The sequence below is a fragment of the Yaniella sp. genome (assembly GCF_030453185.1).
Classification (GTDB): Bacteria; Actinomycetota; Actinomycetes; order Actinomycetales; family Micrococcaceae; genus Yaniella.
The window spans coordinates 1-22,366 of record NZ_JAKDKW010000040.1; the positions used below are offsets into that span (position 1 = coordinate 1).

At 56.0% G+C, this 22,366-nt stretch carries 24 protein-coding genes and 2 tRNA genes; 7 read left to right on the forward strand and 19 right to left on the reverse strand.

The window, feature by feature from the left end; all coding sequences use genetic code 11:
• Positions 1 to 63: 63 nt before the first annotated feature.
• Positions 64 to 678: a 3-isopropylmalate dehydratase small subunit gene (leuD, locus tag L0H14_RS07335; RefSeq protein ID WP_301417213.1), complete on the reverse strand. Its 615-nt coding sequence runs from the start codon at positions 676 to 678 to the stop codon at positions 64 to 66.
• A gap of 31 nt (positions 679 to 709) precedes the next feature.
• Positions 710 to 2,158 carry a 3-isopropylmalate dehydratase large subunit gene (gene leuC, locus L0H14_RS07340; RefSeq protein WP_301417214.1) on the reverse strand — a complete coding sequence of 483 codons (1,449 nt, stop codon included), beginning with the start codon at positions 2,156 to 2,158 and terminating at the stop codon, positions 710 to 712.
• A 154-nt stretch (positions 2,159 to 2,312) separates the two neighbouring features.
• On the opposite strand from leuC, the gene L0H14_RS07345 reads away from it, so the two are divergent.
• From L0H14_RS07345 to L0H14_RS07360, 4 genes are all read left to right on the forward strand, one after another.
• Positions 2,313 to 3,029, forward strand: a complete 717-nt coding sequence (locus tag L0H14_RS07345) for an IclR family transcriptional regulator (RefSeq protein WP_301421580.1) — start codon at positions 2,313 to 2,315, stop codon at positions 3,027 to 3,029.
• A 56-nt stretch (positions 3,030 to 3,085) separates the two neighbouring features.
• Positions 3,086 to 3,403 (forward strand): hypothetical protein, encoded by a 318-nt coding sequence (locus L0H14_RS07350; RefSeq protein ID WP_301417218.1) that lies wholly within the window; start codon positions 3,086 to 3,088, stop codon positions 3,401 to 3,403.
• Between the two features lie 252 nt (positions 3,404 to 3,655).
• The gene (locus L0H14_RS07355; protein WP_301417220.1) at positions 3,656 to 3,964 is read left to right on the forward strand and encodes a hypothetical protein; all 309 of its coding nucleotides are present in this window, start codon (positions 3,656 to 3,658) and stop codon (positions 3,962 to 3,964) included.
• Positions 3,965 to 4,050: 86 nt separating this feature from the next.
• Positions 4,051 to 4,212: a hypothetical protein gene (locus L0H14_RS07360; RefSeq protein ID WP_301417222.1), complete on the forward strand. Its 162-nt coding sequence runs from the start codon at positions 4,051 to 4,053 to the stop codon at positions 4,210 to 4,212.
• Between the two features lie 344 nt (positions 4,213 to 4,556).
• On the opposite strand, the gene L0H14_RS07365 is transcribed toward L0H14_RS07360, so the two are convergent.
• The 3 genes from L0H14_RS07365 to L0H14_RS07375 all read right to left on the reverse strand — a co-directional run bounded on the left by L0H14_RS07365 (position 4,557) and on the right by L0H14_RS07375 (position 7,450).
• The gene (locus L0H14_RS07365) at positions 4,557 to 5,192 is read right to left on the reverse strand and encodes a PepSY domain-containing protein (protein WP_301417224.1); all 636 of its coding nucleotides are present in this window, start codon (positions 5,190 to 5,192) and stop codon (positions 4,557 to 4,559) included.
• Positions 5,193 to 5,898: 706 nt separating this feature from the next.
• Entirely contained in the window at positions 5,899 to 6,894 is a 996-nt protein-coding gene (locus tag L0H14_RS07370) for a thiamine-monophosphate kinase (protein WP_301417226.1), read from the reverse strand.
• Between the two features lie 103 nt (positions 6,895 to 6,997).
• Positions 6,998 to 7,450, reverse strand: coding sequence for an Lrp/AsnC family transcriptional regulator (locus L0H14_RS07375; protein ID WP_301417228.1), 453 nt, complete (start codon positions 7,448 to 7,450; stop codon positions 6,998 to 7,000).
• 104 nt (positions 7,451 to 7,554) lie between these two features.
• Between L0H14_RS07375 and L0H14_RS07380 the strand changes: the two genes are divergently transcribed.
• Positions 7,555 to 8,178 (forward strand): LysE family translocator, encoded by a 624-nt coding sequence (locus tag L0H14_RS07380; protein WP_301417230.1) that lies wholly within the window; start codon positions 7,555 to 7,557, stop codon positions 8,176 to 8,178.
• Between the two features lie 504 nt (positions 8,179 to 8,682).
• Here the strand turns inward: L0H14_RS07380 and L0H14_RS07385 are convergent.
• From L0H14_RS07385 to L0H14_RS07445, 13 genes are all read right to left on the reverse strand, one after another.
• Positions 8,683 to 9,195 carry a hypothetical protein gene (locus tag L0H14_RS07385; protein ID WP_301417234.1) on the reverse strand — a complete coding sequence of 171 codons (513 nt, stop codon included), beginning with the start codon at positions 9,193 to 9,195 and terminating at the stop codon, positions 8,683 to 8,685.
• Between the two features lie 105 nt (positions 9,196 to 9,300).
• Positions 9,301 to 9,564 (reverse strand): hypothetical protein, encoded by a 264-nt coding sequence (locus L0H14_RS07390; RefSeq protein ID WP_301417236.1) that lies wholly within the window; start codon positions 9,562 to 9,564, stop codon positions 9,301 to 9,303.
• 1 nt (position 9,565) lies between these two features.
• Positions 9,566 to 9,709: a hypothetical protein gene (locus L0H14_RS07395; RefSeq protein ID WP_301417238.1), complete on the reverse strand. Its 144-nt coding sequence runs from the start codon at positions 9,707 to 9,709 to the stop codon at positions 9,566 to 9,568.
• Between the two features lie 731 nt (positions 9,710 to 10,440).
• Positions 10,441 to 10,513: transfer RNA gene (locus L0H14_RS07400), tRNA-Glu, on the reverse strand.
• Positions 10,514 to 10,561: 48 nt separating this feature from the next.
• A tRNA-Gln gene (locus L0H14_RS07405) sits at positions 10,562 to 10,633 on the reverse strand.
• A 40-nt stretch (positions 10,634 to 10,673) separates the two neighbouring features.
• On the reverse strand, positions 10,674 to 11,393 hold the full coding sequence (locus L0H14_RS07410; protein WP_301417259.1) for an HAD family hydrolase: 720 nt from the start codon (positions 11,391 to 11,393) through the stop codon (positions 10,674 to 10,676).
• Positions 11,387 to 12,898 carry a glutamate--tRNA ligase gene (gene gltX, locus L0H14_RS07415; protein ID WP_301417240.1) on the reverse strand — a complete coding sequence of 504 codons (1,512 nt, stop codon included), beginning with the start codon at positions 12,896 to 12,898 and terminating at the stop codon, positions 11,387 to 11,389. The genes L0H14_RS07410 and gltX overlap by 7 nt, the downstream gene beginning before the upstream one ends.
• A gap of 61 nt (positions 12,899 to 12,959) precedes the next feature.
• Positions 12,960 to 13,733: a fumarylacetoacetate hydrolase family protein gene (locus L0H14_RS07420; protein WP_301417242.1), complete on the reverse strand. Its 774-nt coding sequence runs from the start codon at positions 13,731 to 13,733 to the stop codon at positions 12,960 to 12,962.
• Between the two features lie 26 nt (positions 13,734 to 13,759).
• Complete coding sequence (locus L0H14_RS07425; protein ID WP_301417244.1) at positions 13,760 to 14,887, reverse strand: branched-chain amino acid aminotransferase; 1,128 nt, start codon at positions 14,885 to 14,887, stop codon at positions 13,760 to 13,762.
• Between the two features lie 65 nt (positions 14,888 to 14,952).
• Positions 14,953 to 15,999, reverse strand: coding sequence for a 3-isopropylmalate dehydrogenase (locus tag L0H14_RS07430; protein ID WP_301417246.1), 1,047 nt, complete (start codon positions 15,997 to 15,999; stop codon positions 14,953 to 14,955).
• 12 nt (positions 16,000 to 16,011) lie between these two features.
• On the reverse strand, positions 16,012 to 17,604 hold the full coding sequence (gene metG, locus L0H14_RS07435; RefSeq protein WP_301417247.1) for a methionine--tRNA ligase: 1,593 nt from the start codon (positions 17,602 to 17,604) through the stop codon (positions 16,012 to 16,014).
• On the reverse strand, positions 17,601 to 19,202 hold the full coding sequence (gene serA / locus L0H14_RS07440; protein WP_301417249.1) for a phosphoglycerate dehydrogenase: 1,602 nt from the start codon (positions 19,200 to 19,202) through the stop codon (positions 17,601 to 17,603). Before serA ends, metG begins: the two co-directional genes overlap by 4 nt.
• Positions 19,203 to 19,374: 172 nt before the next feature.
• Positions 19,375 to 20,808, reverse strand: a complete 1,434-nt coding sequence (locus L0H14_RS07445) for an FAD-binding oxidoreductase (protein WP_367618771.1) — start codon at positions 20,806 to 20,808, stop codon at positions 19,375 to 19,377.
• A gap of 114 nt (positions 20,809 to 20,922) precedes the next feature.
• Here L0H14_RS07445 and L0H14_RS07450 point away from each other — a divergent pair, with 114 nt between their 5' ends.
• Entirely contained in the window at positions 20,923 to 21,294 is a 372-nt protein-coding gene (locus L0H14_RS07450; protein WP_301417251.1) for a carboxymuconolactone decarboxylase family protein, read from the forward strand.
• Positions 21,295 to 21,384: 90 nt separating this feature from the next.
• Here the strand turns inward: L0H14_RS07450 and L0H14_RS07455 are convergent, their stop codons facing one another.
• Complete coding sequence (locus tag L0H14_RS07455) at positions 21,385 to 22,008, reverse strand: DUF4870 domain-containing protein (protein ID WP_301421581.1); 624 nt, start codon at positions 22,006 to 22,008, stop codon at positions 21,385 to 21,387.
• A gap of 153 nt (positions 22,009 to 22,161) precedes the next feature.
• On the opposite strand from L0H14_RS07455, the gene L0H14_RS07460 reads away from it, so the two are divergent.
• A partial coding sequence (locus L0H14_RS07460; protein ID WP_301421582.1) for a metalloregulator ArsR/SmtB family transcription factor occupies positions 22,162 to 22,366 on the forward strand: 205 nt, incomplete at its 3' end.

The window sequence follows — 22,366 nt, forward strand, 5'->3', positions numbered from 1 at the left end:
TCTCACGCACCAGTCTGATGCGCTGGAAAAAATTGGCAACGTGCCTATTGTAGGCGACGAAACCTATACTTCTGAGAGCTTAGCCGGAAGCGTGGTGGGCTTAATCGCCGGACGGGTCTTTTCAAACTCATCAATGGCATCGGCGCTACGCAGTGTAAGACCAATGTCATCCAGGCCTTCCATCAGGCGCCAGCGCGTGTAATCATCGATCTGGAACCTAGTGGAAATGGAGCCACACTCAATCAAGCGATTCTCCAAGTCAACGGTGACTTCAGCTCCTGGATTATTTTCCAGCTCTTTCCAGATGAGTTCGACGTCAGACTGCTCTACCTGAGCAGCGACCAAACCCTGTTTTCCGGCGTTGGAACGGAAGATATCACCAAAGCGCGCCGAGATGACGGCCTTAAAACCGTAGTCGCGCAGCGCCCAAACGGCGTGTTCACGTGATGAGCCGGTGCCGAAGTCCGGCCCGGTTACCAGAACGGTGCCGCTGGAGTAGGGCTCCTTGTTCAGGATGAAGTCTTCATCAGTCCGCCAGCGTGAAAACAGTGCGTCTTCGAAGCCTGTTTTGGTAATGCGCTTCAAGAAGTGAGCCGGAATGATCTGGTCCGTATCGACGTTTGATTCGCGCAGGGGAACGCCCACACCGGTGTGCGTTACAACTTTCTCTAATGACATGAATTTGCCTCTTTCGTATCGTGGGTGCGGGTTAGTTCGGGGCGACGATGTAGTCGGTCATGCCCAGGTCGGACGGCGAGGACAGCGTGCCACGAACGGCGGTAGCTGCGGCTACAACCGGTGACACCAGGTGGGTACGAGCGCCCTTACCCTGGCGACCTTCGAAGTTTCGGTTTGAGGTAGACGCTGCGCGCTCCCCCGGGGCCAACTGGTCCGGGTTCATGCCCAGACACATCGAACAGCCAGCAAAGCGCCAATCGGCGCCAAAGTCCTTGAAAATCTTGTCCAGACCTTCTTCTTCAGCCTGCAGACGAACCTGCATTGATCCCGGTACGACCATCATCCGAACGTCTTCGGCTTTCTCCCGACCCTGGATGACAGCCGCAGCCATCCGCAAGTCTTCAATACGTGCGTTCGTACATGAGCCCAGGAACACGGTGTCAACTGGGATCTCCTTCATCGGCGTGCCACCTTCAAGCGCCATATACTCTAGGGCGCGCTCTGCGGCGTCCTTATCCGCTGGATCGTCAAAAGATTCTGGCATCGGAATGGAGTCTGACAGGAACACGCCCTGACCCGGGTTGGTACCCCAGGTAACGAATGGTTCCAGCGTGTTGGCGTCAATGGTGATTTCTGCATCGAAGGTTGCGCCGTCATCGGTGCGCAGTGACCTCCAGTATTCGACGGCGTCGTCCCAGTCCTGTCCTTCAGGAGCGTGTGGCCGACCCTTGAGGTACTCAAAAGTGATCTCATCCGGGGCGATCATGCCGGCCCGTGCCCCGGCTTCAATCGACATGTTGCAGATGGTCATGCGAGCTTCCATGGACAGCGCTTCAATAGCTTCGCCGCGGTATTCCAGCACGTAACCCTGGCCGCCGCCGGTACCGATCTTGGCGATAACGGCCAAGATAATGTCCTTTGAGGAAACGCCTGGTTTCAGTGTGCCGTCAACGTTGATGGCCATAGTTTTGAACGGGGTCATCGGCAGTGTTTGGGTGGCCAAGACATGCTCAACTTCTGAGGTACCGATCCCAAAGGCCAGAGCACCAAAAGCGCCGTGTGTTGACGTATGAGAGTCGCCGCAGACGACCGTGGTGCCGGGCTGGGTCAAACCAAGCTGTGGACCAACGACGTGGACGATGCCTTGCTCGGCATCACCCAAGGAGTGCAAGCGGATGCCAAACTCTTCGGCATTGTCGCGCAGCGCGTCGACCTGTTTACGCGACGTTGGTTCGGCAATCATTTCGTTGATGTTCATGGTTGGCACGTTGTGGTCTTCAACGCCAATGGTGAGATCGGGGCGGCGCACAGGACGTCCGGACAGGCGCAGGCCTTCAAATGCCTGCGGGGAGGTCACTTCGTGCACCATGTGTAGGTCGATGTAGAGCAAGTCTGGTGTCTGGACGTCACCTTGCTGCTCGCCTTCAACAACAATGTGGTCGGCCCACACTTTTTCAGCCAAAGTTCGTGGCGTACTCATCGAGTTGTTCCTACTTTCTTTCCGATCTAAATACTCGTGCTCATAATCTCGCACTTGAGACAAGAATTTGCCAAGCGATGGTCAAGTATGTCTCAATAGGTGAGACGATAATATCACATCGTGAACTATTCGGCGTATTCGAGAGGCAGTTTTCATGGATAATCCCTCCGGTGTTGGGGTCATTGATCGCTCCATCAAAATTTTGGAGCGCCTCGAGGAAGGCCCCGCCACGCTGCTCCAGTTGGTTGAAGCCACCGGGATCGCACGACCTACCGTGCATCGGCTGGCCGCCGCACTCATGCACCACCGCGTGGTGTCACGCGATGACACGTCACGATACATCCTAGGAAAGCGCCTCAACGAGCTCGCGACTGCAGCGGGTACCGATCGTCTCACGACCCTGGCCGAACCCGTACTGAAGTGGTTACGCGAAACCACCGGTGAATCAGCTCAGATTTACCGGGCCTACGGACAGGCTCGCGTGTGTGTCGCCTCCGTAGAGCGCCCCGTTGGGCTGCGAGATTCGATTCCCGTGGGCACTGAGTTTTCCATGAAGGCCGGTTCTGCCGCCCAAGTGTTGCTGGCCTGGCAAGATCACCTGTCGGTGGCCGGAGGCTTACAAGAGGCAGCATTTTCGAGTGCCACGTTGGCTTCGGTCCGTCGCCGTGGCTGGGCACAGTCTGTTGGTGAACGTGAGGCAGGTGTGGCATCGGTTTCCGCACCCGTTCGCAACGGCCAAGGGCCGGTCATTGCCGCACTATCGATCTCCGGACCGGTTGAGCGCCTGACCCGCAACCCCGGGCGATATCACGGCTCAACCGTAGTGACCGCGGCGTCACGCTTGAGCCAAATTTTGCAACACGATAGCTAGCATGCCCGTAGGTCAGGGGTTTGCCGGGGTCATGAGATGTCTGGTGAACTAGCCACATGGATCTTTTTCAGGCAACGCTCCTCTGGCTGGCAGGCACCGTACTGTTGGCGCTCACGGTACAGCAACTACGCAGAGCCAATCCCAACGAAAAGCTCCCACAGTGGTTCGGACACCCTAGGAATCATCCGGGCGAAGTCTATGTCTATCGAGCCATAGCACTAGTACTGCTTCTGGTCTCCGCTCAGGCTTGGACCGAAGTCCTGCACGGATGGTCGACATTGCTCATACTCTTCGCCACGGTCCCAGCATTGATAGTCAATGCCCAGCACAACCGTCGCATTGAGAGAGACCAGAACGCCTCGACCAATCTGTGAATGCTGATCGTGCCCGTCAATGACCTTCAGCATGCTCACGAAATGAGATCGCTATGACCTACGACTTTTTTCCAGGAGAACGCCATCAACACTCAGCCTCATGTTGCAACACCGTCAACCGAAGATTCCCGGCCCTACCGTCCGTGGTTGTTCTGGCTCGCTCGGGCTCTACTGTTCCTCGGGTTGTCCATACTGCTCATGTCGAGCAGCTTATCGACTGCAGATCGCCCGGGCCCAGGTCTATGGTGGCTTGTGATCGCGCTGGTCGTTGCATTCACAGGACTGTGGATTTCTTATCTCAGCATGCCCGCACCGCTTGAACCGATCACAGATCTCCCGATGAGACACTACGCCTGGTTTATGGTTCTCCTTATTCCCGGCCAATTTATTTTGCGTTGGTTCAGCTGGGATGGCCCGCAACTGGTGGTTTTGGTGGCATTTGCGGTCTTTGCCGGATGGTGGGCTTCATACGTACCAGTTGCCCGCCGTCAAATGATCTGTACTCAATACGAGCATCCCTCTCCAGGCAGTGAACCTGTACAGGATTCAAACGGCAAATAGACGAGAAGCTCAAACCAAAGGTTCGGCTTTATGCTCTACCCAGCCCTATGCGATGTCGCTCATGCACGTCACTGGCATGAGCTTCGGTGCTGGCACTCCGACTCATGGCCTCCATGGGAGTCAAAGATATTTCCGAACTTTACGGAGAAATAGAGCCGGGACAGTTGCTGGCCAACCCATCCGAAGCTTGGAAGGTCGCTTGGGATGTAGCATCCGCGGGCTCCTTCAACTTCTTATACTCCTGGTAACTTCCCACTCGGAGGAACAGCCATGCCTATGCCATCACGCGACATATCCCTCGAGAATATTCTGATGGTCTCCAGGACCACCAGCAACCGCATTTGATGACGTTGCGAGAGTTCAGTCTGGAGTTTTCAGATCAGGTTTCCGAGCAGTTGCGTAGGAGCACCCCCGAATATATCCAAGATGGCCAGAATTTATGGATGTTGCAGGTATTCAAGAATCAGGGGGCCTAGTTCCTGAAAGTCCCCTACGAAGACACCTTGCCGCGAGACAAGGCTGAGGATGCAATCCGATGCCCACGCTCTGGTGGCGGGAGTATCAGCGAAAGCCAGACTGCTCGACTCCACGGCTAATCCGTGGTGACGTCCCCCGATTCAGGATCCACGGACACCTCGGTGTCATCCTCCATCGAACCTAGATCGAACTGATACTCGAAGCCTCCATCATCCCACTCGTATTTCCACCCACGAAGAGCGTCGTCGACCTCACCGGTCGCCTTTTCTAGCGCTTCGTCGTAAGTCATCGGATCATCCAAGTCGATGGCTTCTTCAGTATCCGAGGTCTGGTCAGTCTCCTGACTGATGACTTCGCCAGTCACAGGATCAATGATGACCTTGTGATCGTCGTGCTTGTCCTCGTCCCCTGCAGTGAGCACCTTAACGCTATAGGTCCAGGAACCGACGTCTGAATCATGGTCGAGTTCGATCGCGTGGACTTCGCCTTCTCCCGTCTCATCGGTCGCGGTGTCAACTGCATCCTGAGCTGACACCGGGAAGGTCACCTCACGTAAATCAGCATCTTCCTCCGGCATATCAGAGACTGCTTCGTCAGAGCCTTCTGACGCTTCGGAAGCATCATTGCTTTCAACAGCACCCGGTTCGGAGGTATCTGTGCTGTCATTATCCTCAGTAGCGCAAGCGGTAAACATCCATAGCGTCATCAACGCTGTGGCCACACCTCCTGCGACACGGTGTACGGATTTCATAATGCCCTCCTCATGCTTCTGGAAAATAGTAGGGTTCTTCATACTGTACAAGCAAGAAACCACTAGTTTCTGTTTCCTAGAAGATCAATGTCAAAGGTCGACGCATCGGACGCATGCCTGGACGGCTGCAGCTTTCGCCAACACCGCGCCCTGAAGCAGCTCGAACCCGAACTGTCCTCAAAACAGCACGCATCTCCTGTTGTCCTTTGAACCCACGTTGGCGCCTAATATTGCCTGACATTTAGTGTTGCATGCCTCGAACGTCTCCAATCGACCGAGTGGTCTATACCCAATATATAAGTCTCCAAAACGTATCTAGTCTTTTGTCCTCTTGGTGGGTCTCCTGAAACTCAAGATAGCCTCCACAGCCATCGCCAGGCCCACTAGACCTTGAGCACCGCCGAGCCACCACGGGACCGACCCAATAGAAAATGCTAAATAAAAACCTATTGCCCCAATGAACAACCCACAGAAGATTCTGAAAACAATGAGTTCTTTCATGGCCCCGAGACTAACCACAGGTGATCTTTTTGTCCATGTCACAATCATCCTGCACCAACCTGACAGCTACTTCTAGATTCACAGTTCGTGCAGCAGCCCCTCAGTCCGTTCCAGGCGCGGATTCGTTGTTGAGTTCAGCGTGTGCGAGTACCTGTTTTTACAGGGTCTTTCGCATAGCTAGGGATGCGTCGAACAACCTTGGCAGCTAGAAATGATCCCATCCAGTCACCGTCGGACGGTCTTGGGGTTTCCTGCTCAGTTTGCCGATGACATGCCATCCCGGAGGCACCTTCAGATCGGGGCGCTGTACTGCTAGCAAACCGTAATCCTCTCCCCCGGTCAAAACCCAATCCCGCGGATCGACAGCATACCTATCAGCAACCGGGCGCAACTGGGCTGCCTGCACTTCGGCCCATCCGTGATCGATAGCAGCATAGAGGTTATTGGCTGAAGCTAGACGGTCGGCATCGGTCAGTACACTGTCTGAGATGTCCATCATCGCTGATACTTGGCCGGCGACTGCCGGCCCTGCGGCTAAGTGTGGGCGTGGGCGAAGAAACAGTCGCAACATCCGGAGCTCGTCACGCGAGAGATCATGGGCATTGCCATGTAGTGCGACTGCTAGACCCGCGGCTGAGGCCCCGACGTTGCCGGTGTGGATTAGATTGAATCCTTCGACGTCATGATTGGCTGTGCGAAGCGTGGGCTCACCAACCAGATTACCGGTGGCGGTGATGACGACCGAGATTGTATCTGCACGGGTTAGATCTCCACCGGAAATAATGGTTTGCCCAGCATTCAGATACCTACACGCGTTGGCTATCCCCTGCCCAAACCGTGACACCCAGGCGGCTGTCGTATCTTTGGGCATGGCGAGCGAAATGTTGATCGCGGAAGTGACCGCACCCATGGCGTTCATATCCGAGATATTCTGAGCAACCAGCTTCCAACCGGTCGAATAACCATCATCGATTATTCCGGAGGGCCAATGACGCAGGAAATGGTGACCTTCATTCATTGCATCAGTGGAGATCACGAAATTACCCCGCGGGGCCGGGATGATCGCCGCATCATCACCTGGGCCCAGCACTCCCTCACCGGTTGAGAACTCAGCAAAGCTGGCATTGAGCAGAGCGAGGATGGCGTCTTCACCGAGATGGTCGACCGTGGTCGGCACGGCGTTTTCCGAGGATAAAGGCATACCGTCCAGAATAGTCACTATCCGTAGCGTTCACTGTGTTTGCGGCAGCGTATCTCTGGCTGATGAACAGAAACCATTGTGCGCAGACCCGGCTTCATACCCGCTATGCAGGATACGGCCGATCAGTGACGATATTTTTTGCCACCGGATGCGAGTTCATCAAATGCACCCCGGGTAGATCGAAGAGGGTCTCATCGGTGATCCTTGTGAGGTCCTGGATGTTCGCGGCTCTGATTCGCAACACATAATCAGGGTCGCCGAGCAGTCGCTGCGCTTGGATGATATTGGGGATACGAGTCACGGCTTCTTCAAATGCTGTGATGGTGTCGCGATCCTCTTGGCGCATGGTCACAAACACGAGCGCCTCAAGCCCCAGGTCTAGCGCTTCCGGATCCACCATGGCCCGATACCCATAGATGACGCCAGCCTCCTCCAAGTGTTGCAGACGGCGGTGCGCTGGAGAGAGCGTTAGGCCGACCTCACGAGCCAGATCTGTGAGACTCATTCGCCCGTCCTGCTGAAGTAAAGCAATAATCTCGCGATCGATAGCATCCATAACGACAATCTTTCCATATTCTGAGGTTTTTCAAAAAGAATTTGGAAGCACCTCTCGGACATTTTTCTTTAGACTCAATGAGGGTCTTTGAAGGGAGCCAACAGGTGGATACTGCAGCGTTGACAGCTTTCGCGGGCGTCGTCGTGGCGATGGTGATCGTCCCCGGACCGGATTTCATGTTTATGCTCACGTCCGGGGTACATCATCGGGCGGTCCGGCAGCCGGTAACCGGTGTTGTTATCGGCCATTTGCTGCTGGTCAGTACGCTCACAGCCGGGGTGGGCCCGCTCGTAAGCTCGGCCCCTGGCGTGTTAGATGCCCTGACACTGATCGGCGCGGCATTTCTGTGTTACCTCGGCATCGGGGTGCTGCGCACAGCGAAAACAACAGAGCTGTCCGTAGGCGACAATATTTCGAATGCCCAGGCCGGAAAACTCGTGCGACAAGGTATCGGCGTAGCGGTACTCAACCCCAAGGCCCTGCTGTTCTACCTGGTGGTTGTCCCCCAATTCGCAAGTCCCGAGGCACCATGGGCCATGCCTGCGCAGTTCGCCGTGCTCGGTGGCATGTTCGTCATTGGCTGCTTGCTGGTGTATGTTCCCGTTGGGCTGCTAGCGGGGAAAGTCATCGCCTCACGTCCCCGCGCCAGTCAGATCATCTCCTACCTGGCCGGGGCCATCATGATTGCGCTCGGCTTGGCCCTGGCGGTCGAATTCTTCTGGAGCTAGCGTGACTCGACTGCAGCTAGCTGGATGCTGCAAAGCTCGCATTGAATAGCGCAAGGATCCCTTCTTCACCAAGTTCACCGACAGTTGAGAGGTGTAAAGATATGGATTCCAGGGATACCCAAGATCTTCCCGGTGAAATGGACATAGTCACTACGCGACCGTCGGCCGAATCGGTGAAGGCACAGACCTGGACTACGCTGCGCCGTGAGGCAATTGAACCAATGTTTGACTGTGGGCCGGTCAAGCAACGTGTTTAGAGCCAACTCACGAGTACTCCCAACGCAATTGCACAGACTATGACTATGATCCAGGCCTTGCCAGAAGTTGGTATGTAGTTGTGGCCATCGGGTGACCACAATAGCGGCACCCATCCTGGTTGTTCTGACGCAGATTCGTGCTCCGAGGAGCAGTTTTCGTCGTCGTTCATCCAGCAGACCTCCCAACAAACTGAACACTATGAGAAGTTGCGGGACTCCCGTGGGGAACGCACTGAATTTTTACCAACTAAAAAGCATGAAGGGCAGATGTATCTTGGGCTTTCGGCAACAAGGCAGTGTAAACAGATCCAGCGAGAATAGCTGTGAGAAGAAAGCCCAGAAGCCCATAACCGACGAGTTGTTCGGCGCCAGAAGAACCTGGGGCGAGCAACGCCACGCTCATGTTTGCCGTCAAATACCCGAGGAATCCATAGCCCGTAGAAAAGCAAAGTATGACTATAGCCTTCTGCATTGGATACCAGTGGCCCAGATGGCTGAAGTCACGCGCTAAGTATTGGCCTAGCAAGAACGCTATCGAGGTCAAAATAAAGGTTCCAAGGAATAGCCACCACCAGGATCCAAAGGCGACGTTTCCTTGTCCGTCAACGTGGACGGCCCAGTCACCAGAGGTCGACCGTTGAAAGATTAGAAAGAGAGCAACTATTAACACGGCAGCCAGAATCGGGACTGGAACGGAAAGGACAAGCAGGCTTCGGGGAAGTTTTCGGAGGCTACCCTTGTCATTTTTCGTCGCGGTCATAGCCCCTCCTTCTGGCAATATATATATTCTGAGGCAGGCTCAGACAACTGTATATCCTGTACCCGTGACAGCATCCAGGGCAAAAGTACAGCAAGCAGCCATCGCCTACGCCATATCTAGCATCCGTAAGGACGCCTCTATATTCTTTTGTGCCTCACCGGTGAAGTAGCTCGAGTGAGTAACCTTGATGGTCTCAAGCGAGTCCGCTCCGACGAACAGAATGTCCATGAACGGTGAGTCACGATAGTCTGCCTCCAGAGCCTCATATTTACAAATAGCAGCATCACCGTCTTCCTCAAATCGGAGGAGATCTTGCAACCGCTGCTGCTCGTGGTTGTAAACCAGAATAAAGTTTTGCATGGCAGTCACGTTATTCCCTTCCTCGAGCGACAGCAATACCGTCCAACAGTTCTTGCACGTCTGCTCGAAGTCTACGCAGTCTTGCGAGTTCACCGTCGCCCAGTGCCGGACCTTGTTCCTCAGCATAGGCGAACATTCTTGACTGCAATTTCATATACTCCTGTACTGGATGTGAACCCTCACTCTTGAAGTCTTGTAAGAACATACTGCTTAAAGACTCGACAAGATCGGCCCACCTTTGCATGTATTTGCTTCGTAACTGAATTTCGATTTTCAGGTTCGGTTCTGGCTCTGTAACCACCACATGAATAGCACGATAGCCGCTCATACGCGGTCACGTTCTCGATGAACGTGCCCCTCATATGCCTCCAAAATCAGCAACCGGACGACCTGCAGAGACCGGTAGTCTTCGGTAAGAATGCCGGCACCCGCCGATATCTTCCATACGGGACAAGTCCATGTTTTCGAATCGAATGAGCTTATTATAAATAGTGGGGAGACGCTTAAGCCGATGCGATACCTGAGCGTAAATACCTGCACTATCGCAGATAGATCTTAAATTCCTATCCAGCTGTTGCGTCGGCTGCCTGAACTGGGAACGGTAAGCACGAATCTCATCTGCGGCTCGAGTCAGAGCAGAGCGGTCGCCAACCGCACCAGAATCAGCTTCACGAAAATACTGCCTAACTGTAGCTCCCGCTCTACGTATTGCACTTTTCGATGGGGTCCCTTCAGAATTCCCGTGTCGTCGCTTGACCATAAGGCCGATACTTCGACTTGTCCGAGTCCGGAACCATCCCTGAGAAATGAAATGTGGATAACTGAACTACGAGGCCGAAAGCAAAAAATCGACACACATTGTTTCTAATGCATGTCGATCAGTTGTGACCCCAGCGGGATTCGAACCCGCGCTACCGCCGTGAGAGGGCGGCGTACTAGGCCTCTATACGATGGGGCCGCGCTACCATTACTGGAAGCGAGTTGAAATTCCGTTGAAGGAAAATCGCTGGGGTACCAGGACTCGAACCTAGAACGACGGTACCAGAAACCGCTGTGTTGCCGATTACACCATACCCCATGGGCTTGCTGCGCTGAACGCAACGAGAGACAACTTTACCCTAATTTATCTTGTTGTCAAAGCGGAGGGAAGGAATGTGCAGAACGTCACTCAGCGACCCGACTTTATACACGCGTTCCGGATTAACTAACGTATTTTTGCGATCAACCAGCAAAGAAATCAGCCCAGCATCGCGTGCACCCAGCCCGTCGTTCATCACGTCGTCACCAATCATCAGGGTGTTCTCAACGGTGGATCCCAGCTGGCGCACCCCTTCACGGAACATCGAAGGATCAGGTTTCGGCTTGCCGGTAACGTCGGTGCCGATCACAACGTCAAATGCCAGGCCGGTCTGTTCGAGCTTGAGCCGCTGATAGTGCGTCACGTTATTCGTCGCGGCACCGTAGGCAATCCCGCGCTCGTCCAGTGCTGCGAGCAGTGGCGCAACGTCGTCGAAAGGTACCCAGTGCTGGGAAACGACTTCTTCGTATCCTGCGATCCAGAGATCTTCGTCCGGGGCGCCCTCAAGTTGCAGGATGCTCATGGCATCGATGACTCTGGAGAGCCGCTGCTGGGCAAACGACATTTTGCCGTTGATGTACGCGTTGTAAAAGTCTTTCGGATCGTGCACGAAGGCTTCTACTGCAACGTCGAAGGCAGGGTGCGATGACACCCGGTCACCAAACTGGGTGGCCAGCTGTTTGCGGAAGGCAACGTGCTGAGCCCCAGCAAGGTTGACCAGGGTGTCATCGATATCGAAGAGGACTGCCTGAACTAGGATTGGTCCGCCTTAAACTGAGCGATGCGTTCCAGGGCTTTCTCTGGCCCCATGATCACCAGGGACTCAAACAGTGGTGGCGATACTTTCCGCCCGGATACGGCGGTGCGGACCGGACCGAAGGCATGGCGTGGCTTGAGTTCCAGCTCCTCGATCAGTGCAGCACGCAGTGCGGATTCGATGGATTCTAGATCCCAGGTTTCCAGGTCCGACAGCACGTTTTCTGCTGCGGTGAGGACCTCGACGAGGTTCTGTGGCATGCCTTTCATCGCGGCTTGTTCGACCTCTATGGTTTCGGTGAACAGGAAAGCCAACATATCTGCGGCTTCGCCCAGCAGGTGGACGCGTTCTTGGACCAATGGTGCGGCCTGGGTGAGAATATCGTTTTCGCGATCGGTGAGCTCTTCGCCCACGAGGTTGCGGTCTTGAAGATACGGGATCAACCGGTTGCGGAAGTCTGCTGCTTCCAGACGACGAATGTGGGTGCCGTTGATTGCGATGGCCTTCTTCTCATCGAAGCGTGCCGGGTTGGCCAGCACATTGTGGATGTCGAAGTTTGCGACAAACTCTTCAGGGGTGAAGATGTCTTCGTCTGCCGAGAGCGACCAGCCCAGTAGTGCCAGGTAGTTCAACAGGCCTTCACGGATGAAGCCGTTGTCCCGGTGATTGAAGAGGCTGGACTGTGGGTCGCGCTTGGAGAGTTTCTTATTGCCATCGCCCATGACGTATGGCAGGTGGCCAAAGGTCGGCTGGAAATCTGCGATCCCAACGGCGTAGAGCGCCCGGTACAGGGCGATCTGACGCGGGGTTGACGACAGCAGGTCTTCGCCACGCAAGACGTGAGTGATGCCCATCAGTGCGTCGTCCAACGGGTTGACCAGCGTGTACAGCGGTGAGCCATCGGCTCGAACTACGACGAAGTCGGCTACCGAACCCGCGCTGAAGGTAATGACGCCCCGGACAGTGTCGGTGAAAGACAGATCGTGATCGGGCATGCGCAAACGCCAGACCGGTTTGCGGCCTTCGGCTTCAAAACCTGCGATCTGTTCTTCTGTCAGGTGACGGTCGTAGCCGTCGTAACCAAGCTTTTGGTCGCGACCGGCGGCCTTGTGGCGGGCTTCGGTCTCTTCGGCGGAGGTATAGGACGGGTAGATGAATCCACCGTCTTTAAGTTTTTGGATGGCCTCTTGGTAAATCTCACCACGCTGTGATTGGCGGTAGGGCTCATGTGGTCCGCTGACCTCTACGCCTTCGTCCCAGTCGATGCCCATCCATTCCATGGCGTCAAGGAGCTGGTGATAGGACTCTTCAGAGTCTCGTTTGGCGTCGGTATCTTCGACGCGAAAGATCATTTTTCCGCCGGTGTGGCGGGCCCAACCCCAGTTAAACAGGGCGGTGCGGATCAGTCCAACGTGCGGGGTGCCGGTTGGTGACGGCGCAAAGCGCACACGGACCTCGGCGTCGGTAGGGACTGCAGGAATATCGTCAGGATTGCGAAGCTGGCTCATGGTGTCCAAGTCTAGCCGGAGACGCCGAGGTGCTGTGTGCGCGTGACCGTGTTTCTAGCGGTTAGCCAACGGTAGGACGGCGCACAGTGGTGGACAATGTGCCAATGCCTTCAATCTCACATTCCACAATTTGGCCGTTGTCGATTTCGCCAACCCCTGCCGGGGTGCCGGTGAGTATGACGTCACCGGGGAGCAGGGTGAAGGCCTCGGAGATGTATGACACCAGGGTGGCCACGTCGAAGATCATGTCTTCGGTGTTGCCATCTTGGCGCAAATCGCCATCGACCCACGAGCGAATCTGCAAGTTATCTGGATCCAGCTCGGTTTCGATCCACGGGCCAAGCGGGCAGGAACCGTCGAAGCCTTTTGCTCGGGCCCATTGGTGTTCGGCGCGCTGGGTGTCACGAGCCGTCAGGTCATTGCCCACCGTGTAGCCAAAGATCACTTCGTCCACGCGATCGATGGGAACATCTTTGGCGATGCGACCGATGACGACAGCCAGTTCTGCCTCGTAGGAGACTTCTTCGGTCCAGTCCGGCAGCATGACCGGCTCATCGGGCCCAACAACCGAGGTGTTGGGTTTGAAAAACAGCAGCGGAGTGGTGGGGATTTCGTTGCCGAGTTCTTCGGCGTGGGCTTCCCAGTTTCGGCCGACCCCGATGACTTTGGAACGTGGCAAGACCGGGGTCACCAGGCGCACGTCGTCAAGTTTCAACGTTTCGGTGGTCGGCACAATACCGGCATACAGCGGGTCATTGGCCAGGAGCGTGATGGTTTCATCTTGGACTACTCCGTAGTGAAACTCATCGCGGTAGACAAAACGTGCAATGCGCACGGTGATCCCCTTCCTCTCGAACGGTTTTAGGCCAGACGGTGCATCCAGCCGTACGTGTCTTCTTCGGCCCCGGTTTGGATACCAACCAGGCGATTACGCAGCGCGGTGGCTACCGGGAAGTCTTGTGATGGTGTCTCGTAGACTTCTTCGCCGTCGGCCACACGGCCAATCGGGGTCAACACAGCGGCGGTCCCGCATGCGAAGACCTCGGAGATTTCTCCGCTGGCCACACCGTCTTTCCATTCGTTGAAGGTGATGTGGCGTTCTTGGACGTCCAGGCCGAATTCTTCACCCAGCTGCATCAGCGAGTTGCGGGTAATACCCTCCAGGATGGTGCCGGTGAGCTTCGGTGTGATCAGTTTGTTGTCTTTGGTGACAAAGAAAACGTTCATGCCGCCGAGTTCTTCGAGCGAGTCATTGGGGCTGCGGTCCAGGAAGATTACCTGGTCATGGCCGCGCGAGGCGCCTTGGAGTTGACCAGCCAGTGAGGCAGCGTAGTTGCCGCCGAATTTTGCGGAACCGGTGCCACCTTCACCCGCGCGAGCGAAATCGCGGGAAACCCAGATGCTGACCGGTTTGAGCTCTCCCCCGAAGTAGTTACCCGCAGGCGAGGCAATGATGTGGAAGCTGAATTCTCGTGCCGGACGGACACCAAGGAAGATTTCGGTGGCGATCATGAATGGTCGCAGGTAGAGGGACTGGCCTGCACCATTGGGCACCCAGGCGCGATCCTGAGCCATGAGCTGCTCAACACCCTTAACGAAGACGTCTTCTGGCAGCTGCGGCATCGCCATGCGGTGTGCCGAGCGGTTCATACGCGCAGCATTGGCATACGGCCGGAAGGTCCAGATGGAGCCGTCGTCGTGACGGTAAGCTTTCAGACCCTCAAAGATTTCTTGAGCGTAGTGCAGTACCGCGCTGGCAGGGTCCATGAACAGTGGCCCGTAGGGTTCGACGCGCGCATTGGACCAGTCGCCGGCCATGTTCAGGTAGTCGCCGGCTTCAAAAGCTGCCTTTTGAGCATCCAGATCGGCGGTCCAGTCGACTGTGACCATGTGGTCGGTGAAGTACTGGCCGAATCCCGGGGCGGCGAGGATTTCGTCGCGCCGGGCATCAGTTGCCGGAGCCTGATTGGGGTCTAACCTAAATTCCATGATGGACCTTCCTATGCCCTGAGCGGGCCAAAACGTGCTGCCTGTGCCGTGTGCGCGTGGACGTATTAGACCTGTGCTGCAATCGCGTCGCCCACCTGCGCGGTGGTGCGCTTGGTGGTGTCTCGTGCGGCGAGGTCTTCCCATACTGCCTTATGTACCCGCAGTGCCGCATCCGCATACCCTTCTTGCTCCAGCAGGATCGCTGCCGAGAGGATAGCTGCGGTCGGGTCTGCTTGCTGGGTGCCGGCGATGTCCGGGGCTGAACCGTGGACTGGCTCATACATCGACGGCGCAGTACCCGTGATGTTGAGATTGCCCGAAGCGGCCAGGCCGATACCACCGGTCACGGCCGCGGCTAGGTCGGTGATGATGTCGCCGAACATGTTGTCGGTCAAAATGACGTCGAAACGGCCCGGATCGGTGGTCATGAAGATTGTTGCTGCATCGATGTGGAGATAGTCGTGTGTGACGTCGGGGAATTGTCCGGCCACTTCGTTGACGATGCGGTTCCACAGGTGCCCCGCGTGAACCAACACGTTGTGCTTGTGGACCAGCGTAACGTGCTGACGTTCACGACCTTGGGCGTATTCGAAGGCTTTGCGAACGACCCGCTCGACACCGTATGCGGTGTTGACGGAGGTCTCGTTGGCAATCTCGTGTGCGGTGCCGGTGCGCATCGAACCGCCGTTGCCCACGTAGAGGCCTTCGGTGCCTTCGCGGAAGACGACGAAGTCGATGTCACCCGGGTTGGCCAACGGTGAGGTTGCGCCCGGGTAGAGCACCGAGGGACGGAAGTTCACGGCATGGTCGAAGCTGAACCGCAGCTTGAGCAGGATTTCGCGTTCCAAGAGACCAGATGGGATGCGTGTATCGTTCGGGGCGGCGCCGACGGCACCGAAGAGAATCGCTTGATGACCACGAAGGGCTTCCATGGTCTGATCGGTCAGGGTTTCTCCGGTGGCCAGCCAGTGCTCGGCGCCCAGGCCATATTCGGTGGTTTTCACCTGGTCGTCACCGAGGACGGCTTTGAGTACTTTGAGTGCTTCGGCGGTGACCTCTGGTCCAATGCCATCTCCGGGGATTAGCGCCAGATCTACTACGTTATCGCTCAATGCTCTACCTTCTTACTCTTCTTCGTGACGTGGGAATACCGCGGTGGGTTTGTCAATCGCTGTGCCGGGTGCCAATTGCGTATCCCAGGCAGCGTAGGAACGTGGGCCCTGCCCTGAGGCGTTCGTCTTGCCGGCATCTGCGGAGGCTTCAACACCCAGCGCGTCTAGCAGTTTCGTAGCTGATTCTGGCATGACCGGTTGCACCAGCAGGGCAACGCGACGAACTATTTCTAGCGTCACCCACAGCACGGTTTTCATACGTGCTTCATCGGTCTTGCGCAGTACCCACGGTTGCTGATCGGCAAAGTACGCGTTGGTGTCATCGAGGACTTTCCATGCGGCGCCCAGTGCACGATAAAAGTCTTGGACTTCAAAGTGGGTCCGCCAGGTGTCCATGAGCGCTGCGGCGTCGGCCAGCACCTTCTGGTCCTGGTCGGTCAACTCGCCTGGCTCAGGCACCTTCGCGTCAAGGTTTTTATAAACCATCGACAGGCTGCGCTGTGTCAGGTTGCCGAGGTTATTCGACAGATCGGCGTTTTTGCGTCGTAGCACGCCGTCGTGCGAGTAGGAACCATCGGAACCAAACGGGAATTCGCGGAGCAAGAAGAACCGTACGGTGTCCAAACCGTAGCGGTCGGCCCAATCTGCCGGGTGGACAACGTTACCCACCGACTTGGACATCTTTTCGCCTTCGTTATTCAAAAACCCGTGAATCATCACGCGTTTTGGCAGTTCGATACCGGCCGACATCAAAAAGGCGGGCCAGAAGATGCAGTGGAACCGCGAGATGTCTTTACCAATCACGTGCAGATCGGCTGGCCAGTAGCGCTTCAACTCGCTTTGGGCATCAGGGAAGCCTGCACCGGTGATGTAATTGGTCAACGCATCGACCCACACGTACATGACGTGGTCTTTATCGGTGGCGAGTTCCGGATTGGTGGGTTCTGGTACCGGAATGCCCCAGTCGAATGAGGTGCGCGAAATAGAGAGGTCCTCGAGTCCACCCTCTACGAACCGGAAGACTTCGTTGGCGCGGGTTTGCGGTGCAATGAAGTCTGGGTTGGCCTTATAGTGGGCCAGGAGTTTATCGGCGTAGCTGGACAGCCGGAAGAAATACGACTCTTCTTCAGTCCAGGTGACTTCCGTGCCAGTTTCAGTGGCGATGCGAACGCCCTGTTCATTAACCTGTGTCTCTTCGTCGGCAAAAAACCGCTCGTCGCGAACCGAATACCAACCGGCGTACGTATCCAGATAGATATCGCCGTTGGCTTCCATCCGACGCCAGATCTCTTGTGATGAGGCGTGGTGGTCTGCATCGGTCGTCCGGATGAAACGATCGTAGGAAATGTTCAGGACCTCATCATCCATTTCCTGAAAGACCGCAGCGTTGCGAGTGGCCAGTTCCATCGGGGTGACGCCCTCTTGGATGGCAGTTTGCTGCATTTTCTGACCGTGTTCGTCTGTTCCGGTCAGGTACCGAACGTCAAAACCGTCGAGACGTTTGAACCGAGCCATCACATCGGTGGCAATGTATTCATATGCGTGACCGATGTGTGGTTCGCCGTTTGGATAGGCGATGGCCGTTGTGAGGTAGTAGGTGTTCACCGGACAGTTTCCTCCAAATCAACCTCTACGGTTTTTTCTGCATGGATGGCTTCGCCAACCTGGTCGATCAGCCCGGAAGGCAGTTCCGAATCCAGCGTCAGAATAGCAAGTGCGGTGGAACCGTCTGCGCGCAGGGCCACGTCCATGGTGGCAATGTTAATGCCGCGGTCGCCCAGCTGCATGCCCATGGTGCCGATGACGCCCGGGCGATCTTGGTATTCCAGCACCAACATGTGATCGGCGATGGCTACTTCGAATTCGTAGTCGTTAATACCGACGAGTTTTTCAACTTGTTGTGGCCCGGTCAAGGTTCCGGTGACGTTGAATTCTTGGCCATTGGCCGAGACCGCTTTCACCGAGATGGTGTTGCGGTAGTGCGGTGAATTCGTAGTGGTGGACAGACGCGTTTCGATACCGCGGCCTTCTGCCAGCACCGGCGCGTTGACGTAGGAGACGTGCCCGGAGACGACGTCGGTGAAAATACCTTTGAGTGCGGCAAGTTTCAGCGAGTCCACATTCTTTTCGGCCAGTTCACCGGCAACCTCGACCTCGATACCTGACACCGAAACACCCTTCATCACAGCCGACAGAATGCGACCGAGTTTTTCAGTCAACGGGATACCTGGGCGCACGTACTGATCAATGACACCGCCGGCAACGTTGACGGCGTCCGGGACCAATTCACCGGCCAGTGCCAGGCGGACGGATTTTGCAACGGCGACGCCGGCTTTTTCTTGGGCTTCTTCCGTTGAAGCGCCCAAGTGCGGGGTCACGGTAGCGGAGTCGTGTTCGAAGAATGGGAGATCTTTGGCTGGTTCTTCGACGAAGACGTCAATACCTGCACCGGCAATTAGCCCGTTATCCAGCGCACGGCCCAGTGCTGCCTCGTCGATCAGGCCACCGCGGGCTACGTTGACTACGTAGGCCGAATTCTTCATGATCTTGAACTGATCATCGGAGATCATGCCCAAAGTTTCAGGGGTGCGTGGCATGTGAATGGTGACGAAGTCTGAAGTTTCGAGTAGTTCATCGAGGCTCAGCAGGGTCGCACCGAGTTGTTGAGCACGAGCGGCAGTGACGTATGGGTCATAGGCCACGATGTTCATGCCAAAGGACTTCATACGTTCGGCAACTAGCGAGCCAATACGGCCAAGACCGATAACACCCAGGGTCTTTTCGTAGAGTTCGATGCCTTTATAAGCGGAACGTTTCCACAGACCATCTTTCAGGGAGGCATTGGCTGGCGCAATATTGCGTGCGGACGACAGAATGTGGCCACAGGTCAGTTCGGCGGCCGAGATGATGTTGGAGGTGGGCGCATTGACCACCATGACGCCGGCTTCGGTGGCGGCTTGTGTGTCCACGTTGTCGAGTCCAACCCCGGCACGTGCGATGACTTTCAGATTTTTTGCCGCACCGATTGCTTCAGCGTCCATCGTGGTAGCTGAACGGATCAGCACAGCTTCAGCTTCAGCGAGTGCTGGAAGCAGCTGGTCACGGTCGGAACCATCGGTGTTGCGAATCTCGAAGTCGGTCCCGAGAGCATCCATGGTGGCCGGGGAGAGTTCTTCTGCGATGAGCACTACTGGTTTGGACACGAACGACACACTTTCAATAATAGGAAAACCTTGTCGTGAGCGCACTGCTCACCGCATACATCTTAGTGCCCGTCATGAGCGTATTCTGCACTGGTACCTTCAGTGAAGCCAGACAGAGCCCAATCAACCGACCTCACGTGACGGGAGTCTCGGAAAGTTCGGGGGCTGTTGGTCACTGCAGAGCTGCAGGGTCGTAGATCGCCCCGGGGTTGAGAATATTCTTGGGATCAAGGGCCTTCTTCACCCGATAGTTGAGTTCCAGGGCATCATGCCCAATAGAGTTCACCAACCATGGCCGTTTGAGTCGACCTACACCATGCTCACCGGTAATAGTCCCACCGAGCCGCACCGCCAGGTCCATGACGTCACCATAAGCGCGGTGTGCCCGTTGTTTTTGTTCTTCGTCCGTCGGGTCAAATACCAGCAGCGGATGGGTGTTTCCGTCCCCGGCGTGGGCGATAACCGCGATGACCACATTGCGGTCTTGGGCAATCTTCTCAATCCCACGGACGAGATCACCTAAACGAGGTAGCGGAACACCGACGTCCTCGAGCAACAGGGTGCCTTTTTGCTCCACCGCCGGAATGGCCATCCGGCGAGCAACAATGATGGCTTCGGCTTCTTCGGGGTCGGACGTTGCGAAGACCTCGTTTGCGTTGTGCTGCTGACACAGCTCTTCGATTTCGTCGATCTCTTGAGCGGCAAATTCTGCCGGCTCATCCGACTGGATAATCAACATCGCGGCAGCCTCGCGGTCGAGCCCCATCCCGGTCGCGTCCTCGACCGCGTTAATCGTTGGGTTATCCATGAACTCCAGCATCGATGGGCGCATGGTTGAAGCGATGGCGAGAACCGAGCTCGTCGAGTCATCAAGCGACGAAAAGGTGGCCACCAGAGTCGTTGCAGGACGCTGCGCAGGCACTAACCGTAGCGTGACCTCAGTGATCACGCCCAGCGTGCCCTCGCTGCCGACAAACAGTTGGGTCAAATTCAGTCCGGCAACGTCCTTGAGTCGCGATCCGCCCAGTTCAACCTCCCTGCCATCGGCGAGCACAACACGCATACCCAACACATAGTCTGCGGTGACGCCGTATTTCACACAGCACAGGCCACCAGCATTCGTTGCGATATTGCCGCCAAGAGAGCAGAACTCAAACGAAGAAGGATCCGGTGGATACCAGAGCCCATGTTCAGCTGCAGCTGCCTTAACCTCTGCGTTGAACGCGCCGGGCTGAACGACTGCCGTGCGGGTTAGCGGATCGACGTCGATCGCACGCATTTTCTCCATCGATAAGATAATGCCGCCATCAACGGCGGAGCTTCCACCTGAAAGTCCTGAACCTGCCCCGCGAGGTACGACGGGCATTGCGTGGAAGTCAGCGAATCGAAGCGTTGCCTGGACATCTTCGGAACAGGTGGCACGCACTACGGCAATTGGTGTTCCGGCATTGGGATCGTTAGCGCGATCCCAGCGGTAGTTGTCAATCGTCGCCGAATTCGTCACGACATTGCCCTCACCGATGGCATCAATAAGTTCTTGAATTTGCGGCATTTTCACAGGGGATGTCTGTCCCAATCTCGAGCCCTCCACGACAAAACTGATCATGACCTACGTCACCTTCGTGGATCGTATCACGCGCAGCCGGATGACGCCTACGTTCGATCTGGACGACGGCGATGATAGCCTTCTGGTGATTCAACTATCTCAAGGAGGAGAACCATGGAACTCAGCATGGATAAGGGCAATCAGTTCGTCGAAGAGACTCAAGCACCCCAGAGCGCAGCAGCCTGGAAGAAGCAGCTGGATGAATACGCACCCGGCGCCTCAGATTGGGTGGTTGGCGCAGTATTTGGTGGCACCTACCAGCGCGAAGGCATTGAACTCCGCGATCGTCAGATGCTCAACATGGCAGCCCTGGCAGCCATGGGCGGCACCGAACCCCAGTTGACCGGACACATCAAGACCGCCATTGAAGTTGCTGGCATGACCAAAGAAGAGGTTGCCGAATGCTTCGTCCACCTCATGCCCTACATCGGTGTACCGAAAACTCTGGCCGCAATGCGTTGTATGCAGGCTGCCTTCGAAGCCTAGAAACGCAACGACCACCTGTCGAATAAAGGCGGCGGAGAACAGGATGCCCTGATGCTCCGCCGCCTTTATATCACTGGGCCCCCACGAGCCCTAGTAGTACTGACCGCCTTGTGGCCGAGGCTCTATGCTGTCCCGAAGAAACGGGATAGACAGCGGGTACCTCCACGCTTCGCGGTCCCCCGCCTTCACAGCTGCAATGATGCAGAAGACGATGTCCAGGACGGCCACCGCAAATAACGTGACAAACCCAACCAAAAGAAACATCAGAACCGACGATACAACCGCATAGATTACCGCACTGATCTGCCAGTTGAGCGCGGTACGACCCTGCTGATCCAGCGTTTGGCTACGGTCCTTATAAATGAGCCAAACGATCAGCGGGGCGAGGAACCCGAGAAAGAGGCTGCCGATATGCATGAGCACACCCCAGGTTTTCTCATCACTCACCGAAACGGGCGGTTGTGGAGCATATGGCGCATAGGGCCCCGCCCCGTATCCATACGAAGGTTGACCCCCATACGTCTGCCCACCCGAGTATCCAGAAGGAATCCCCTGCGGGAGGTCTTGAATAAAGTTCGCCAACTCCGCATGACAATTGGGATGCTGAAGAATTAGACCGCGAAGGTCTGGCCGCGCTACTGCAATTTCTCGCAGAGTTTCGGCATCGATGGTCGGGTCATTCAGGTCGTCTGCACTGACGTTGGACGGATTCATACATCCATCATATTCCGTATGGCAAGCAGTTAATCAACTGCACCGATCCCCTGCTTGAAAATCGCTGCACCAATGGCACTCCATCAAATCTCTTGTGACTAAGCCCACATCGGGGTACAGTGTAAGCCATCACTTACGTAAGAGGTTACTTACATGAAGAATGATGACCAGCTAAGTTCAGCGTTTGCTGCCTTGGCGGACGCGACACGACGCAACATACTGCAACGCTTACGGGAGGGTCCCGTAACAGTGAGCGAACTTGCGGCCTACTATCCCATCAGTCGACCGGCGATCTCCCAGCACCTGGCGGTATTAGAGAAAGCCGGACTGGTGCAACGGAATCGACGAGCGCAGTGGA

What these genes read in the sequence shown, in the direction of transcription:
- leuD (WP_301417213.1), bottom strand. Translation starts at nt 678, where the DNA reads ATGTCATTAGAGAAAGTTGTAACGCACACCGGTGTGGGCGTTCCCCTG.
- leuC (WP_301417214.1), bottom strand. Translation starts at nt 2,158, where the DNA reads ATGAGTACGCCACGAACTTTGGCTGAAAAAGTGTGGGCCGACCACATT.
- L0H14_RS07345 (WP_301421580.1), top strand. Translation starts at nt 2,313, where the DNA reads ATGGATAATCCCTCCGGTGTTGGGGTCATTGATCGCTCCATCAAAATT.
- L0H14_RS07350 (WP_301417218.1), top strand. Translation starts at nt 3,086, where the DNA reads ATGGATCTTTTTCAGGCAACGCTCCTCTGGCTGGCAGGCACCGTACTG.
- L0H14_RS07365 (WP_301417224.1), bottom strand. Translation starts at nt 5,192, where the DNA reads ATGAAATCCGTACACCGTGTCGCAGGAGGTGTGGCCACAGCGTTGATG.
- L0H14_RS07370 (WP_301417226.1), bottom strand. Translation starts at nt 6,894, where the DNA reads ATGCCTTTATCCTCGGAAAACGCCGTGCCGACCACGGTCGACCATCTC.
- L0H14_RS07375 (WP_301417228.1), bottom strand. Translation starts at nt 7,450, where the DNA reads ATGGATGCTATCGATCGCGAGATTATTGCTTTACTTCAGCAGGACGGG.
- L0H14_RS07385 (WP_301417234.1), bottom strand. Translation starts at nt 9,195, where the DNA reads ATGACCGCGACGAAAAATGACAAGGGTAGCCTCCGAAAACTTCCCCGA.
- L0H14_RS07395 (WP_301417238.1), bottom strand. Translation starts at nt 9,709, where the DNA reads ATGAAATTGCAGTCAAGAATGTTCGCCTATGCTGAGGAACAAGGTCCG.
- gltX (WP_301417240.1), bottom strand. Translation starts at nt 12,898, where the DNA reads ATGAGCCAGCTTCGCAATCCTGACGATATTCCTGCAGTCCCTACCGAC.
- L0H14_RS07425 (WP_301417244.1), bottom strand. Translation starts at nt 14,887, where the DNA reads ATGGAATTTAGGTTAGACCCCAATCAGGCTCCGGCAACTGATGCCCGG.
- L0H14_RS07445 (WP_367618771.1), bottom strand. Translation starts at nt 20,808, where the DNA reads ATGATCAGTTTTGTCGTGGAGGGCTCGAGATTGGGACAGACATCCCCT.
- L0H14_RS07450 (WP_301417251.1), top strand. Translation starts at nt 20,923, where the DNA reads ATGGAACTCAGCATGGATAAGGGCAATCAGTTCGTCGAAGAGACTCAA.
- L0H14_RS07455 (WP_301421581.1), bottom strand. Translation starts at nt 22,008, where the DNA reads ATGAATCCGTCCAACGTCAGTGCAGACGACCTGAATGACCCGACCATC.